The sequence below is a fragment of the Aurantiacibacter atlanticus genome (genome assembly GCF_001077815.2).
In the GTDB taxonomy this organism is placed as follows: Bacteria; Pseudomonadota; Alphaproteobacteria; order Sphingomonadales; family Sphingomonadaceae; genus Alteraurantiacibacter; species Alteraurantiacibacter atlanticus.
Genome location: NZ_CP011310.1, coordinates 1,517,447 through 1,532,139 on the forward strand (window position 1 = coordinate 1,517,447; position 14,693 = coordinate 1,532,139).

Here is a 14,693-nt window from a genome sequence, read left to right on the forward strand (position 1 = left end):
GATTTACGTGAAGCGATCACGCCTCGCTTCCCTTTCTTTCGATAAAGATCACATCACGCGTCTGGTCGAGCAGGTGCTGTCCTGAATCGACGTGTATATTCTGCCCTGATGCCAGCGGCCCCTCGGCAAGAAACAGCGCTGCATCAGCAACTTCGGCAACGCCGGTGCGACGTTGCAGCAGGTTCAACGTGTGTGAGCGATCAGCTTCCTGCGCGGATTGATCATGGCTGGGCAGGATCGCACCGGGAGACAGCGTGTGAACGCGATCATTTCCCTTCACGGCCATAGCCAGCATGCGTGCCGCAATATCCGCGGCTGATTTGCTCATAGTATAGCTGAAAAAGTCGGGGTTGAGATTAGCCAGTTTCTGATCGGTCACCTGTATCACGCAGCGCCCGGCGTTGCTCTTCGCACTGGCGAGATAGGTTTGGGCCATCAGGGCTGGCGATGCGGCATTGATCGTCATGGATCGTGCATTCGTCATTGGATCAAGACGGGTTACTTCGTCAGCCTTGAACATTGATGCGCAATTGACGAGGCATCGCCAGTCGCCAAGCTTATCGGCTAGATTTCGTACCATGTCCTCGCCGGCAAGCGGATCGGACAAATCGCATTGCACAGCCTGTGCGCTCGGCAGCGCCGCGGCGAGAGCTTCTGCAGAGTCACTAGACCGATTGTAATGCACAATCACATGCCAGCCTGCCTCTGCAAACCGCTCACATATCCCTCGGCCAAGCCGTTTTGCACCGCCTGTGACGAGAACGCTTGGAAGGGTCACGGCGATATCCGGCTTGTCGGGCGAAAATGAAAGCTCATGATCTCAACGATAGGCGGATGCGGCGTCTCCGCAAGCCTGCCGCAGCGCTATTCGCTATCGGGGACCTTGGCGCGAAGTTCTTCCAGCCAGACCGTGGCGACCGCATCGCTCGGCGCGCGCCAGTCACCGCGCGGAGACAGGGCGCCGCCCGCGCTTACCTTTGGTCCATTGGGCATCGCACTGCGCTTGAATTGGCTGAATTCGAAGAACCGCAACACGAATTTTTCCAGCCATTTGCGAATGGTGGGCAGGTCATAGGCATTCTTTGCGGCTTCGGGGAAATCATGCGGCCACATGCCCCCCTGCGCATCCTTCCATGCATGCCAGCACAAAAATGCGACATGGCTTGGCTGTTGTCCCCACCTCAAGACGTGGTGGAGAAAGAAATCATTGAGTTCATAAGGGCCAATGATGCTCTCGGTGCTCTGGATTGAGCCATCCTTGCCTGCCGGGACAAGTTCGGGACTAATCTCTGTGCCAAGCACTGCATCAAGCGCTTTATCGACGGCCGGATCGAATTGTTCTGTCCGCATCGTCCATCGGATCAGATACTGGATCAGCGTCTTTGGCACACCGGCATTCACCGCGTAATGGCTCATCTGGTCGCCCACGCCATATGTGCACCAGCCCAGTGCCATTTCACTCAAGTCGCCTGTGCCGATGACAAACCCCTTGTGATGGTTGGCCAAGCGGAAAAGGTAATCCGTGCGCAAGCCTGCCTGCACATTTTCGAAGGTGACATCATGGACCGGTTCACCATCGGCAAAAGGATGATCCATGTCCGAAAGCATCTGCCGTGCAGCTGGCTTGATGTCGATTTCATCAGCGGTGACGCCAAAAGCTTCCATGAGCTTCCATGCACTGGATCTGGTTTCATCGGAGGTCGCAAAGCCAGGCATTGTATAGGCGTGGATGGTAGTGCGTGGGAGGCCCAGCTTGTCGCAAGCCTTGGCCGCGACGATCAGAGCGTGGGTGGAATCCAGTCCGCCTGATATTCCTATGACCAGCGCCTTGGTGCCCGTGGCCTGCATCCGCCTCATCAGCGCATCGACCTGAATATTGAACGCTTCGTAAGCGTCATGATCCAGTTTTTCGAGCCGGTTCGGCACGAAAGGGAAGCGCCGGATCGGCCGCTGCAAGCCGATATCGCCCTGTTTCCGGGCATGGTCGAAGCTGATGGTTCGAAAACTGTCTTCGGGACGTCCGGCGTCCTCGGCAGCATCATTAAACGTACCCATGCGCATGCGATCATTAAGGATGCGGCGCGTGTCTATATCGGTGACGCACAATTCAGGCTCCAGCTCGAACCGCACGCTTTCGATCATCAGGTCGCCAAGTTCATAGATCATACCTTGGCCATCCCACGAAAGATCCGTGGTGCTCTCACCAAAGCCGCTGGCAGAATAGGCATAGGCACACACAAGCCTGCTGGAACTGGCGCGTGAAAGCAGATGCCGTTCATCGGACTTTCCGATGGTTATATTGCTGGCGGAAAGATTGAGCAGTATTGTCGCACCTGCCAGTGCGGCGAGAGTGCCGGGCGGATTGGGGCTCCAGAAATCTTCGCAGATCTCGATGCCGAATGTGAAGCCGGGGAACTTGCTATCGGAAAAGATGAGATCGGTGCCGAAAGGCACTTCCTCACCATTCACAGGTAACCATAGATTTTGGCAATTATTGCCACGGGCGAACCAGCGTTTTTCGTAAAATTCCCGATAATTGGGGAGAAAGCTCTTGGGAACTGCGCCCAAAATCTCGCCACGGGCGATGACTATGGCGCAATTATAGATGCGACCGTTGCGGCGCAGTGGTGCGCCGATAACTAGCACGGGTGTCAGCGCCTCGCTCTTCGCGCGGATCACCTCGATCCCGTCTTCCACTGCATCGAGCAATGCCGCCTGTATGTGAAGATCGTCCAGCGCGTAGGAGGAGAGGCACATTTCAGGATATAGCAGCAGATCAACATGTTGCTGATGCGCCATTTCGGCCTGCTCAATGATGCCTTGGGTGTTGTAGCTGACATCGGCTGTGCGGCATTTGGGCGTACTGGTAGCCACCCGCACAAAGCCGTGGGTGTGCATGTCGAAGAAAGGGTGATCGTGCGTGTTCATCATCAGCGCCCATAGCGCACAATTACGAGCGATGGGAAAAATCCTGCGGCCTTTGAAAGCCGAAATGATTTATCCCTCCCTAAAAGCCAGACGCCGCCGCTCCTCTTGCAAGGAACGGCGGCGTCTACAGGCAGTCAGATGTCTAGGTTATCGGCAGCGGGCATTGCCACGGTCAACTTCGCGTCCCAGCAGACCACCAAGCGCGGCGCCAAGAACGGTGCCGACTGTGCGATCACCACGTGAATCGACTTCACGACCGATCAATGCACCACCAGCGGCACCGATGATCAGACCCGTCGTGCCATTGCCACGTTCGCAGTGGTAACGGCCGTCTCGGCCACGCCACACACGATCGCCACGGCGAACCTGGCGCGGTTCATAATAGCGGCCATGATCGTCATATTCACGATGGCGCGCTCGACGATGGTTGCGACTCCGACGGTCTTGGCGGCGATCATAACGATCATGGCGATCATAACGATCACCACGGTCATTTTCGTAATAGCCATTGGCAGGTGCCCAGGATGGGGGCCCACCGTCCGCCATTGCAGGCGCAGCGGGCAAGGCCAACGTGGTGGCAGCGGCGATTGCAAGTAGTGTCTTATTCATGATGACTTCCTTTCATCGATTCGGCATCGCTCTCTTAGCCGGACGAGATGCTTATCGTTCAGTTAAGTCAAACCTCAGATGAACAGAACGTTGGAATTCCCGTTAAGAGATAAAGCGAATGGTTTCGACGATAAGGCGTGGGAAAATGCTGTCGAAATCACGTCCTGACACATGCGAAGATATCGGAAATGAAGGATGGGAGTTTCCCCCTTCCTTCATTTCCATAGCCAAAATCAGCTCGCGCTGGCTGCTTCTGCCACTTCGCGATCCAGTAGGGCACGAGTCTTCTTTTCGGCAGCCGTTTTCAGCTGACCGCAGGCAGCATCAATATCACGGCCACGCGGGGTGCGGACAGGAGCAGAGATGCCGCCTTCAAAAACGATGTCGGAAAAACGCTTGATGCGTTCAGGCGTCGAACATTCATAGTTCGAGCCCGGCCAAGGATTGAAAGGTATCAGATTGACCTTGGCGGGAAGTTTGTAATGGCGCAGTAGACGAACCAGTTCGTGGGCGTCCGCGTCACTGTCATTCTTATCCTTGAGCATCACATATTCGAAGGTAATGCGCCGAGCATTGGACGCGCCCGGATAATCGGCGCAGGCCTGCAAGAGCTCATCTATCCCGAACTTGCGATTGATTGGAACGATTTCGTCACGGACATTCTTTGTCACAGCGTGAAGTGAAACGGCAAGATTGACGCCAATTTCTTCGCCGCAGCGCGCCATGGCAGGCACAACGCCGCTGGTGGAAAGGGTGATGCGGCGCTTCGAAAGGGCCAGTCCGCCGCCATCCATCACCAGCTTTAAGGCATCACGAACATTGTCGAAATTGTACAAGGGTTCACCCATGCCCATCATCACGATATTGGTGAGCAAGCGGCCATCAGCGGTATATTCCGCCTCGTCTTCCACTTCGGAAATATCCATGCGGCCCTTGGGCCATTCGCCCAATGCGTCGCGCGCAAGCATCACCTGTCCGACGATTTCACCCGGCGTGAGATTGCGCACCAGTCGCATGGTGCCGGTATGGCAGAAGGTGCAATTGAGCGTGCAGCCAATTTGGCTGGAGACACAGAGCGTCCCGCGATCGGCATCAGGAATAAACACCATCTCGAAATCGTGACCGTCGGCAGTACGCAGCAACCATTTGCGCGTTCCGTCAGTGGAATGTTGTGCCTCAACAATTTCGGGGCGGCCGATGACGAAACGTTGCGTAAGCCACGGGCGCATGGTCTTGGCGATGTCAGTCATCGCTTCAAACTCGATCACGCCGCGGTGATAAAGCCAGTGAAACACCTGCTTGGCCCGTAACTTGGCCTGCTTCGTGTCGAGACCTGCGTCCGCAAACAATTCGGCAATGCGTGCCTTTGGCAATCCGATGAGGTCCACGCGTCCATCATCACGCGGTGTGATATCACGCGCGACGGGAACCGGATCAACTTGTCCGGGAATGGTCATAAGTGTCGTATCGGTCATGGGAACCTCGCATATAGGCGCGGCAGAGCGAAATGAAAAGTCGCCGTCCAACGTGCCAGGCCAGGCATCGCCCCGGCGGTTCACGCTGACTGCAAGGCCCGCATGAATGATTTTCAGGATGAACCGCCCAGATTTGTCGGAACCACGATGAATGGCGGGGCCCATACGATAAAAACCATGCGGGCGCCGCGCGTAATGCTTGAAGGTCCAATTCGTTTCCACACCTCATCGCACAGGGCCATCGGGTCGACGAAATAATGTGTTGCAGATACGCAACATTATTCTTGTTGTTTTATATTCATGAAACGCAAGTGTTTCTCGCGACTTATATCGATGCAGCGCACTCATCGCGTGTGCATTCAAAATGGAGTATTTATGAAAAAGTCTATCGCGTTCATCCTCGCCTCGGCCTCGGCCACCGCTATTGCGGTTCCGGCGTCTGCGCAGGACAATTCGGCTTTTACCGGTCCGCGTATCGAAGGTATCGCAGGCTATGACATCAGCAAGGCCGGCAGCGATGTCGACAATGATCTCAATGACGAGGACGATCAGTCCATCGATGGTTTCATGTATGGTGTCGGTATCGGTTATGACTTCGCGGTCAATAATATTGTCCTTGGTGTGGAAGCTGAACTGACTGATTCGACAGCCAAGTCTGAGATTGATGACGGTGATTTGGAAGACCTCGGCTTCGGTGCCCGGCTGAAAACCGGCCGTGACCTCTATCTCGGTGCCCGCGCCGGTGTGCTCGCTAACCCGCGCACACTGATTTACGTCAAGGGCGGTTACACCAACGCTCGTTTCGACCTTTTGGCCGATGACGGCTCGACTGAGATCGAAACCGATCTCGATCTTGACGGTTTCCGCGTCGGCGCAGGTGCAGAATATGCACTGTCAGAAAACAGCTTTGTGAAGCTTGAATACCGCTATTCGAACTATTCCGAAGGCGAATTCGATTTCGAAGATAACGATTTCTTCGATGATGACACTGGCGAAAGCGGCCGTTTCGACGCCGATCTTGACCGTCATCAGGTTGCGGTTGGCTTCGGCTACCGCTTCTAATAGATCGCCATCAAGAAAATGGGGCCGGTGGAGCAATCCTCCGGCCCTTTTTCGTGTCTACTCTATTTACCGCGCCTGCCTTGATCGCGTGCAGCCTACACCAGCAGCATCAATCGCGGTGGCCGCTCCATCAAGGCTGTAGCGATCAGTGAAGCGGTTGCCGCGATTGTCGATTGCGCTGATGCTCATTCGTCCTGCCGCGCGCATCGCGGCAACTATGGCGGTATCGGTGGCGGCATCAACTGCCCAGGCATCGCCGGCGCCCGCGACAAGGTTGAAGCGAGCAGCGCCAATTGCCAACCGCACGCGCGGCGTATCTGACAAATGTCGGCTAAGTTTGAAATGCACCTGAGAACGGAGGTTGCGTGCCGGCCAGTTGCCCACGCTGGAATAGGGCTGGTAATCGCGCCGCGCACGGCTTTCCTGCGCCTCTGCGATGGCATAGCAGCGCGGTGTATCGGGATCCCGGAAGGCACCCCATTCGCCAAATACGCCCAGACTGTCGCGCGCGTTGAGCGGAGCAGCAAGGGCAAGCAGGCTCAGAAGTAGCAATAAACGCATCATATCCGTTCTATAATCATCGCCGTGGTTAACGCAAAATGCGCAAAATCGTACCGGATGTTACCGGTTTTTCTGGCTTTTCCCGCACATTTATGCCATATGAATGAAGACGGAGGGGGTTCTCCTACAACCCGATTAGAAGAAAGGCGTCCTTGGCAAAATGGCCGGGTGGCGAATTAAAGATGAGCCTGTTTGCCGATTACAATTTGCCCTTTGCCATTGCACTCGGGGTGATCCTTTTACTCGGTTTCTTGCAGATTATCGGTGTTGGAGATTTCGATTTCGGCGGCGACGTCGAACTTGATCTGGACATTGATGCCGACGCCGAGATTGCTGATCCCACCAGCGCGGGCCTTGGCGGCGCGCTGACCACGTTGTTGGGGTTGGGCAAGGTGCCCTTCTTCGTGTGGCTGATGACCTTCCTGTTCATATTCGCCTTGATCGGCATGGGGGTGCAGGGGTTTGCCGACGAATTGACGGGATCGCCGCTCTATCCCTGGCTTGCAGCGCTTATCGCCGGCGGTGCCAGCTTGCCCGTTACCGCCACGCTGGTGCGCCCACTGGGACGCATCATGCCGCAGGATGAAACCTCTGCCGTCCGGCTTGACAGTCTTGTCGGCAAACGCGGCACGATTACCACCGGAAAAGCTGAAAAAGGCTCGCCCGCCCGCGCCAAGGTGCGCGACCGTTTCGGACATGCACATTATGTCATGGTGGAGCCACATGAAGATGCCGCCGTGATCCCGGCAGGTGATCAGGTCTTGCTCGTGCGCCGCGAAGGCCAGACCTTCTTTGGTGTGCCACTGGCCGAGCGCAAGCTGGCCCCCATGAATTAGGAGCGCCCTTTTCGGGCTCCAGGGCGCCGGCGTTATAAAAAGTTCAACTATAAGGAGAAGAAATGGATAGTCTGCTAGATATTGGCCTCATCGGGATCACCGGGGGTATTTTCCTTTTCCTCGTATTTCTCATGTTCCTCATCAAACTTTACCACCGCGCATCCAAGGAAACCGCTTTTGTGCGGACCGGTGTCGGGGGCGAGAAAGTGGTGATGAATGGCGGCGCACTGGTGCTGCCGGTGTTCCACGAAACGATGCCCGTAAACATGAACACGCTGGTGCTCTCGGTCATCCGCCGCGATGCCGAGGCTCTGATTACGCTCGACCGCTTGCGAATCGATGTGAAGGCCGAATTCTATGTTCGTGTGAAGCCCGACAGCGAAGCCATCGCTATGGCCGCGCAGACGCTGGGCCAGCGCACCATGCAGCCCGAAGCGCTGAAAGATCTCGTCGAAGGTAAATTCGTCGACGCCCTGCGCTCGGTTGCAGCCGGAATGACGATGAACGAGCTGCATGAACAGCGCGCAGATTTTGTCCAGAAGGTGCAGCAAGTTTCGTCCAACGATCTCGCGATGAACGGGCTGGAACTGGAATCGGTTTCGCTCACCGGGCTCGACCAGACCAGTATCGAACATTTCAACGCCAATAACGCCTTCGATGCCGAAGGTCTGACCAAGCTGACCGAGCAGATCGAAGCGCGCAAGAAACTGCGCAATGATATCGAGCAGGACACGCGCGTCCAGATGGAGACGAAGAACCTCGAAGCTGACACCAAATCGTTCGAGATCGGCCGTGACAAGGAATATGCGCGGCTGGGGCAAGAGCGCGAGGTGGAAGTCCGCCGTGCATCGCAAATGTCAGAAATCGCCCGCGAACAGGCAGAGCGCCAGCGTGAAGCCGATGCCGCACGGATCGAGGCGAAGAAGCAGGTGGACGCCCAGCAGATCGAGGCGGATCGTCTGGTGGAAGAAGCTCGCATCGATCAGGTGCGCGCTCTGGAAATCGCACGTCAGGAACAGCAGATCGCCGTCCAGAACAAGTCGCGTGAGGAAAGCCAGGCCAAATCGGAAGCTGACGCAGCACGTGCCAAGGCTGTAGAGGCTGAGGAACGCGTCGCCACCGCTCGTGAAAGCGAGATTGCAGAGCGTCAGAAAAAGATTGAACTGATCGAGGCTGCCAAGCAGGCAGAACGCGATGCCATCGGTATCAAGGTGGAAGCAGAGGCGGAACGCGATGCTGCATCAAACCGTGCTGAAGCCTTGCGGGTGGAAGCGCAAGGTGAGGCTGAAGCCGAAAAGCTGAGCGCCGATGCTGCACGCGTCCGGTTCGAAGTCGAAGCTGCCGGTCAGCGTGCCGTAAATGAGGCGGCCAACATCCTTTCGATGGAGCAGATTTCGCTCCAGACGAAGCTGGCTCTGCTCGAAGTGCTGCCTGAAGCGATCCGCGAAAGCGCCAAGCCGATGGAAGCGATTGATAGTATCAAGATCGTACAGGTCGATGGGCTCACCCAGAAGACCGGTCCCGCCGGTGGCAATGGCGGCGGTGCAGGCGCAGGTGGAGGCAGCGGCAACCTTGCCAATGATGCCGTCGCCGCGGCGCTTGCCTATCGCGCGCAGGCTCCAGTGCTCGATGGCCTGATGAAGGAGCTGGGCCTGAATGGCTCATCGCTGGGCGATCTGGTGAAGGGTGCGGTGGATGGCAATGCCGACACGCAATTCGCTGCTGATGCGGCGCTTACCGACGAAGCCCAGTCGCCGAACCTGTCTGTGCAAGGGTCAGACAAGGGCGGAGGCGACGAAGATACCCAAGCAGCTAAGTAAGCCAGTCGCTTGGTTGAAGTGAGAAGGCCCCCGGTCGAAAGATCGGGGCCTTTTTATTGCGCGCTGCTCATTAATTCGGCTCCACAAGACGGCAATGTTCGCGCCAATAGATTGCCTCCACGAATGTCAGGCCCAGTGCCAACAGAATTATTGCCCCGCCCCGCGCTCGCCAAACGGACCGGTAAACAGGGTCACCAAGAAAACATCGATCGCGCGCAGGGCACGTGGATAGACAGCGTCCGCGAACAACTGCCGCATGAAACCTGTTGCCGCCTGCGCAGCCAAGAATGCCATGAATGCAAACACACCCACTGCTTTCAGCCAAGGACGATTAGTCATGAGAGCCGTTATGCGCGAAGTCGGTTAAGACTTCGGTGCAAGCCTCTCATCGGAATACAAAAATTGGTGGAGGCTCAGCCGCTCGTTTCAGGATAGCAAATCGCCACAACTTCCCACTCTTTCTCCCCGCCGGGAAGCCGCACACTGCGCAGATCGCCCACTTCGGCGCGGCGCAATGCGCGGGCGATCGGGCTGGACCAGCCAACGCGGCCTGCGCTGGCATCCTGTTCCTTGTCTCCTACGATAGTGAGAGTGCGTTCCTCGTCATCCTCGTCGGCGATGGTGACGGTTGCGCCGAAGAACACGCGGCTCTTGTCTGGCTGCTCGCACGGATCGACGACTTTGGCAAACTTCATGACCTTTGAGAGATAGGACAGCTCACGGTCGATCTCGCGCATGCGCTTGCGGCCATAAAGGTAATCGCCGTTCTCGCTGCGATCCCCATTGCCCGCCGCCCAGCTGACGATCTCCGTGATCTCGGGTCGCTCGGTGCCTAGCAAATGGTCATAGCGCGCCTTCAGCGCAGCAAGCCCTGCAGGCGTGATAGGGTTGGTCTTGTCAGGAGAAGCGGACATTTTCGTACATCAGGGAGTCGTAAAAGGATGGAACCCTGCCAGCACTGAGCCGGCAGGCTGCCATGCACAAGGCGCAAACCGTTATCGCAGGAAATCGGTTACATTGCGGCCCTGTGCTCGTCCCGCCCGTTCCGGATAAAGCGCCTCGTAAACAACCGCATTCTCGATCACGCGTTGGACGTAGTTCTTCGTCTCGAAAAAGCCGATTTCCTCGATCCAGCGCAGCCAATCGCCTGTTTGACGAGGGTCGCCATTCTCGCGCAGCCAGCGGTTCACATTGCCTGGCCCAGCATTGTAGGCGGCGATGGCGAGGGGGTAACTGCCGTCATAATAGGCCACCAACCGCTCAATGTGGTTGGAGCCAAGCCGCATCGCATATTGCGGATCGCTCATCAGGCGGCTGGCCGAATATTGCACACCTGCGCGGCGCGCTTCTTCTTGCGCTGTTGCCGGCATGAATTGCATCAGCCCGCGCGCACCGGCATGGCTGATAGCATTTTCAGCAAACTGGCTTTCCTGACGCGCAAGCGAGTGGACAAGAGTCCAGTTTACGCCCGGGGGTGTCTGCAGGGTCGGGAAGCCGATCCGGGTGAAGCCTGCGTGACCGTCTGCCGCAGCGGCATCCGACAGATTTACGGCAAGATCACGCCTCCCGATTTCGCGGGCAAGCTCTGCCACAAGGATATGTTCACCCACGGTTTCTGCCTCATCGGCGATAGCACGGTAAAAGCGGATACCGGTTGACCACGGCGCATCGCGCGCCACTTCGCTGACTGCACTGGTGATTGGCGCGGAAAGGAATTCCAGTCGCTCTTCAGAGGTCGGGGTGCCTACGGGCGCGGCAGCATATTCGGGTATCGGACGCCCAAGTCTGCTCAGCGCCAGAAGACCGTAGAAACGATCCGTATATTCCGCAGCCATTTCGTAATGCCGCTGGGCCTCGGCGCTCATGCCAGCCTGGCGATAAGCCTCACCTGCCCAGAAAAAGCCCTTGGACCTTGTCTGGCTGGTGCGTGCAGACGCGCCATATTGGTAAAACAGGGGCGCTGCCGAAGCGCCATCGCTAAGATGCCACAGAGCGTTGGTCCCGCCCGCCCACATTAATGACGTGTAATCATCGCGCAGCTTGTATTCCATGCCGGAGATATCTTCGCCAGGAGCAAAAGCTTCCAGCGCGCGCGCAGCCACACGCGGCGTATCAGGACGGCTGGCCGCACGTCCAACGGCGAGCAATTCGGTAATCCACAAGGTGCGGTCAAAGGGCAGGGCAGCCAGTGGCGGACTGTCCACGATCATGCGAACAGCCTCTCCCGCGCGGCCTTCCTGACGCAATTCGCGGCTGCGATTATACAGATAACCGGGGTCAGCATATGCACTTGCCGCCGTCGTTGCCCCATCACCACCTTGCAGAATAGCGAGCCTTGCAGCGAAAAGATTGCGTTTCGTAGGCGAAGTCCGGATGATCTGGCGAGCGGCTGCATCGGCATCACGCTGCCATAGGAGCGCATCCATACGCTGATCGTGATCGGCCTGTGTCATGCTGGTGCCGTGGGTGGTCAGCAAAGCGGCCTCTGCGGTTGGACTCATTTCGCCACCGCGCCATGCCTGGATTGCCCAGTGCCGCGAAAGAGCGGGATCCTGCCCCATCAGTGCCAGGGCATAATGCGCCTTTGCGTAGTTGGTGACAGGCTCCTTCGCTGCAAAGAAACCGAGCAACAATTGCGGATCGACGAATTCTTCGCGCAACCGGGTTTCAGCGCGGATGCGCAAGGTGTTTTCATCCGGAAAGCCGGGATTTGCGGCCAAGAAGCTGGCATAATGATTGAAAGGCAATTGTGCCTGCCTGTCATTCCACAGGGCTTCCCACCGTGCGATCTCGCCGGCCATCGCGCCGGGTTGCCGCGCGACCAGATCAGCGCGCGCGCGGTCCCACTCACTCGCCTCCTGTGCTTGCGCAGCCACAGGTGCGGTTAAAGGAGCGGTGAAGGCAGCCACAGCGATGGTGGCGAGTAAGTAAGAGCGAACCATGCTGGACATATTGGCAAAGCTCTCCTTATCAGGCGGTGAATACATTCTTCCTCCAGTAGGAATTTTCGGATGGGCGTGAAAATAATTTCGCGTCTTCACAATCATAACGCAGGAGCGGCGACAATGTTCACAGGTTCGATACCGGCGCTGGCGACCCCATTTCGTGACGGGGCATTCGACGAATCGGCTTATCGGCGGTTCATTGAATGGCAGATCGATAACGGCGCGAGCGCGCTTGTGCCATGCGGCACCACTGGCGAAAGTGCCACGCTGGATAATGACGAGCATCACCTGATCATCAAGACCTGTGCCGAAGCTGCCGCGGGCCGGGTGCCGGTCATTGCAGGCGCGGGCAGCAACGATACGCAGACAGCGTTATGGCATATCAAGGAAGCGCAGATTGCCGGTGCCGACGCATTGCTGCTGGTCGCGCCTTATTACAACAGGCCCAGCCAGGCCGGGTTGCTGGCGCATTTCAGCTATCTGGCAGAACGGACCGATCTGCCTATCGTGCTGTATAATGTGCCGGGGCGCTCAGTCACTGACATCCTTCCCGAAACAGTAGTGGAACTGCATCGCCGGTTCCCTGAGAAAATTGTGGCATTGAAGGATGCGAGTGGTGATCTCTCGCGCGTTGTTACCCATCGCATCGGTGCCCCGCAGCTGTGCCAGCTTTCAGGGGACGATCCGCTGATGCTGGCAGGGTACGCATTGGGGCAGGTGGGATGCATCTCGGTCACCGCGAATGTCGCGCCCAGGATGTGTGCCGATTTCCACGCTGCGGCAGCGCAAGGCGATTTTGCCACTGCGCGCGAGATAAACGAGCGGCTTTATCCACTTCACAAGGCGATGTTTGCTGATGCATCGCCTTCCCCTGCAAAATATGCGTTGAGCAAGCTGTTCGACTGGTTTTCGCCAGAAGTGCGGCTGCCAATTGTCGATTGCTCTGACGCGGCGAAGGCGGCTGTGGATGAGGCAATTGAAGGAGCAGGGGTGACGCCATGAAACTTTTCGCCATTGCCGCTGCCGCACTTGCGCTGACATCCTGCTCTACCATGCCCAATGTCCCGCCGCCTGCTCTGGACGATCTGGCGCAGCGATATCTGGCGTTGCAGCTGGCGATTGGCGAAAAAGACCCCGGCTATGTCGATGCCTATTACGGGCCGCAAGAACTCGCCATCCATGCCGCTGCGCAGGCGGAACAAAACACCTTGCCAATCCTTCAGGCTCGCGTCCTTGCGCTCGACACGAATTTACGGTCCCTGCCCGTCGAGGCGGGAAGCGTAGAGGCGCAAAGGGTGCGCTATCTGCGGGCCATGCTCAATTCGGCGAAGGTGCGATTGCGCATGTTGCGCGGAGAAAAAATTGCCTTCCAGGACGAGGCTGAGGGCCTGTTTGGCGTACGACCCGAAATGATCGACCTTGCGACGCTTGATCCGGTGCTGGCGCAGATAGAAACGCTTGTGCCCGGCGATGGCCCGCTGCACGAACGCGTGAACGCCTTTCGTGATCGCTTCATTATCCCAAATGATCGGCTGAGCGCCGCAATCGATGCCGCCGTGGCCGAATGTCGCGCTCGCACGCTGCCGCATATTCCGCTGCCGGAGAGTGAAAGTTTTGATCTTTCGCTTGTTATCGACAAGCCATGGGGCGGCTTCAACTACTATCAGGGAGATTACCATTCAGTCATCGAGATCAACACTGATCTGCCCACGCGTCTTGATCGCGCGGTGGATGTGGGGTGTCATGAAGCTTATCCCGGTCACCACGTCTATTCGACATTGATTGAACGGGATCGCGTGAACGGTTTGGGTCAGATCGAATATACGCTCCTTCCGCTTTATTCGCCGCGGGCAATCATTTCTGAAGGCAGCGCCGAATATGGCGTGAAACTGGCTTTTCCGGGCGACAGCCAATTGGAATACGAACGCGAAGTTCTGGCGCCGCTGGCAGGTCTCGAAGCAGATGATTTGCAGGCCTATTACGATTTGCGCGAAGCAACCGAAGCGCTTTCAGGTGCATATTATACAATCGCCGCTGGCTATCTTGATGGCGCGATGACCCGCGAAGAAGCGATTGCTGCATCAATGCGCTACCGGCTACTCAGCCGCGAACGCGCAGAGCAGAACCTTCGCTTCATGGATACCTATCGCAGTTACGTGATCAATTACGGACTTGGTGAGGAGATTGTTGGCAATGCGGTGGAAGCGGGGGATGCGGACATGGCAGCGCGCTGGCAGCGGTTTATCGACATCCTCAATTCGCCCACCCTGCCGGAAGATTTGATGTAGCAATGGGGATCCTTGGCGATCGCCAATGGAGCAGTAGAGGTTCCCGCTTCGCAATTTGTTGAACCATCGCTGGCGCCCATGGCGGGCAGCTATGACCGCGATTGGACCAAACTGAGGAACTTGATCCTTTGCAAGACCGGATCAATCCTTCTTCGATAGGGTTTGCAGT

Annotated in this window: 13 protein-coding genes; 5 read left to right on the forward strand and 8 right to left on the reverse strand. The window is 57.2% G+C overall.

All coding sequences use genetic code 11. The annotated features are described in order from the left end of the window. Window positions 1-16: 16 nt before the first annotated feature. From CP97_RS07400 to rlmN, 4 genes are all read right to left on the reverse strand, one after another. Window positions 17-778, reverse strand: a complete 762-nt coding sequence (locus tag CP97_RS07400) for an SDR family oxidoreductase (RefSeq protein WP_048885412.1) — start codon at window positions 776-778, stop codon at window positions 17-19. Between the two features lie 86 nt (window positions 779-864). Next, window positions 865-2,931 (reverse strand): NAD(+) synthase, encoded by a 2,067-nt coding sequence (locus CP97_RS07405; RefSeq protein WP_048885413.1) that lies wholly within the window; start codon window positions 2,929-2,931, stop codon window positions 865-867. Between the two features lie 144 nt (window positions 2,932-3,075). Next, on the reverse strand, window positions 3,076-3,537 hold the full coding sequence (locus CP97_RS07410; protein ID WP_048885414.1) for a glycine zipper 2TM domain-containing protein: 462 nt from the start codon (window positions 3,535-3,537) through the stop codon (window positions 3,076-3,078). 233 nt (window positions 3,538-3,770) lie between these two features. Beyond that, the gene (rlmN, locus tag CP97_RS07415; protein WP_048886823.1) at window positions 3,771-5,012 is read right to left on the reverse strand and encodes a dual-specificity RNA methyltransferase RlmN; all 1,242 of its coding nucleotides are present in this window, start codon (window positions 5,010-5,012) and stop codon (window positions 3,771-3,773) included. A 375-nt stretch (window positions 5,013-5,387) separates the two neighbouring features. Between rlmN and CP97_RS07420 the strand changes: the two genes are divergently transcribed. After that, window positions 5,388-6,074, forward strand: coding sequence for an outer membrane protein (locus CP97_RS07420; protein ID WP_048885415.1), 687 nt, complete (start codon window positions 5,388-5,390; stop codon window positions 6,072-6,074). A gap of 66 nt (window positions 6,075-6,140) precedes the next feature. Here the strand turns inward: CP97_RS07420 and CP97_RS07425 are convergent, their stop codons facing one another. After that, window positions 6,141-6,638: a hypothetical protein gene (locus tag CP97_RS07425; RefSeq protein WP_048885416.1), complete on the reverse strand. Its 498-nt coding sequence runs from the start codon at window positions 6,636-6,638 to the stop codon at window positions 6,141-6,143. Between the two features lie 149 nt (window positions 6,639-6,787). Between CP97_RS07425 and CP97_RS07430 the strand changes: the two genes are divergently transcribed. Next, entirely contained in the window at window positions 6,788-7,471 is a 684-nt protein-coding gene (locus tag CP97_RS07430; protein ID WP_227819550.1) for a YqiJ family protein, read from the forward strand. Window positions 7,472-7,533: 62 nt separating this feature from the next. Beyond that, window positions 7,534-9,291 carry a flotillin family protein gene (locus CP97_RS07435; protein WP_048885418.1) on the forward strand — a complete coding sequence of 586 codons (1,758 nt, stop codon included), beginning with the start codon at window positions 7,534-7,536 and terminating at the stop codon, window positions 9,289-9,291. Between the two features lie 147 nt (window positions 9,292-9,438). Here CP97_RS07435 and CP97_RS07440 read toward each other — a convergent pair whose 3' ends face one another. The 3 genes from CP97_RS07440 to CP97_RS07450 all read right to left on the reverse strand — a co-directional run bounded on the left by CP97_RS07440 (window position 9,439) and on the right by CP97_RS07450 (window position 12,278). Next, on the reverse strand, window positions 9,439-9,630 hold the full coding sequence (locus CP97_RS07440) for a hypothetical protein (protein WP_048885419.1): 192 nt from the start codon (window positions 9,628-9,630) through the stop codon (window positions 9,439-9,441). 74 nt (window positions 9,631-9,704) lie between these two features. Next, entirely contained in the window at window positions 9,705-10,205 is a 501-nt protein-coding gene (greB, locus tag CP97_RS07445; RefSeq protein ID WP_048885420.1) for a transcription elongation factor GreB, read from the reverse strand. An 81-nt stretch (window positions 10,206-10,286) separates the two neighbouring features. Next, window positions 10,287-12,278 carry a lytic transglycosylase domain-containing protein gene (locus CP97_RS07450; protein WP_227819551.1) on the reverse strand — a complete coding sequence of 664 codons (1,992 nt, stop codon included), beginning with the start codon at window positions 12,276-12,278 and terminating at the stop codon, window positions 10,287-10,289. Between the two features lie 78 nt (window positions 12,279-12,356). Here CP97_RS07450 and dapA point away from each other — a divergent pair, with 78 nt between their 5' ends. Continuing rightward, the gene (dapA, locus tag CP97_RS07455; protein WP_048885421.1) at window positions 12,357-13,238 is read left to right on the forward strand and encodes a 4-hydroxy-tetrahydrodipicolinate synthase; all 882 of its coding nucleotides are present in this window, start codon (window positions 12,357-12,359) and stop codon (window positions 13,236-13,238) included. Then, window positions 13,235-14,524 carry a hypothetical protein gene (locus CP97_RS07460; RefSeq protein ID WP_048885422.1) on the forward strand — a complete coding sequence of 430 codons (1,290 nt, stop codon included), beginning with the start codon at window positions 13,235-13,237 and terminating at the stop codon, window positions 14,522-14,524. The genes dapA and CP97_RS07460 overlap by 4 nt, the downstream gene beginning before the upstream one ends. The last annotated feature ends 169 nt before the right edge of the window (window positions 14,525-14,693 follow it).

Excerpts from the sequence above, each read along its gene's own strand:
- CP97_RS07405 (WP_048885413.1), bottom strand. The coding sequence starts at position 2,931 with ATGATGAACACGCACGATCACCCTTTCTTCGACATGCACACCCACGGC.
- CP97_RS07410 (WP_048885414.1), bottom strand. The coding sequence starts at position 3,537 with ATGAATAAGACACTACTTGCAATCGCCGCTGCCACCACGTTGGCCTTG.
- rlmN (WP_048886823.1), bottom strand. The coding sequence starts at position 5,012 with ATGACCGATACGACACTTATGACCATTCCCGGACAAGTTGATCCGGTT.
- CP97_RS07420 (WP_048885415.1), top strand. The coding sequence starts at position 5,388 with ATGAAAAAGTCTATCGCGTTCATCCTCGCCTCGGCCTCGGCCACCGCT.
- CP97_RS07425 (WP_048885416.1), bottom strand. The coding sequence starts at position 6,638 with ATGATGCGTTTATTGCTACTTCTGAGCCTGCTTGCCCTTGCTGCTCCG.
- CP97_RS07435 (WP_048885418.1), top strand. The coding sequence starts at position 7,534 with ATGGATAGTCTGCTAGATATTGGCCTCATCGGGATCACCGGGGGTATT.
- CP97_RS07440 (WP_048885419.1), bottom strand. The coding sequence starts at position 9,630 with ATGACTAATCGTCCTTGGCTGAAAGCAGTGGGTGTGTTTGCATTCATG.
- greB (WP_048885420.1), bottom strand. The coding sequence starts at position 10,205 with ATGTCCGCTTCTCCTGACAAGACCAACCCTATCACGCCTGCAGGGCTT.
- CP97_RS07450 (WP_227819551.1), bottom strand. The coding sequence starts at position 12,278 with ATGTATTCACCGCCTGATAAGGAGAGCTTTGCCAATATGTCCAGCATG.
- dapA (WP_048885421.1), top strand. The coding sequence starts at position 12,357 with ATGTTCACAGGTTCGATACCGGCGCTGGCGACCCCATTTCGTGACGGG.
- CP97_RS07460 (WP_048885422.1), top strand. The coding sequence starts at position 13,235 with ATGAAACTTTTCGCCATTGCCGCTGCCGCACTTGCGCTGACATCCTGC.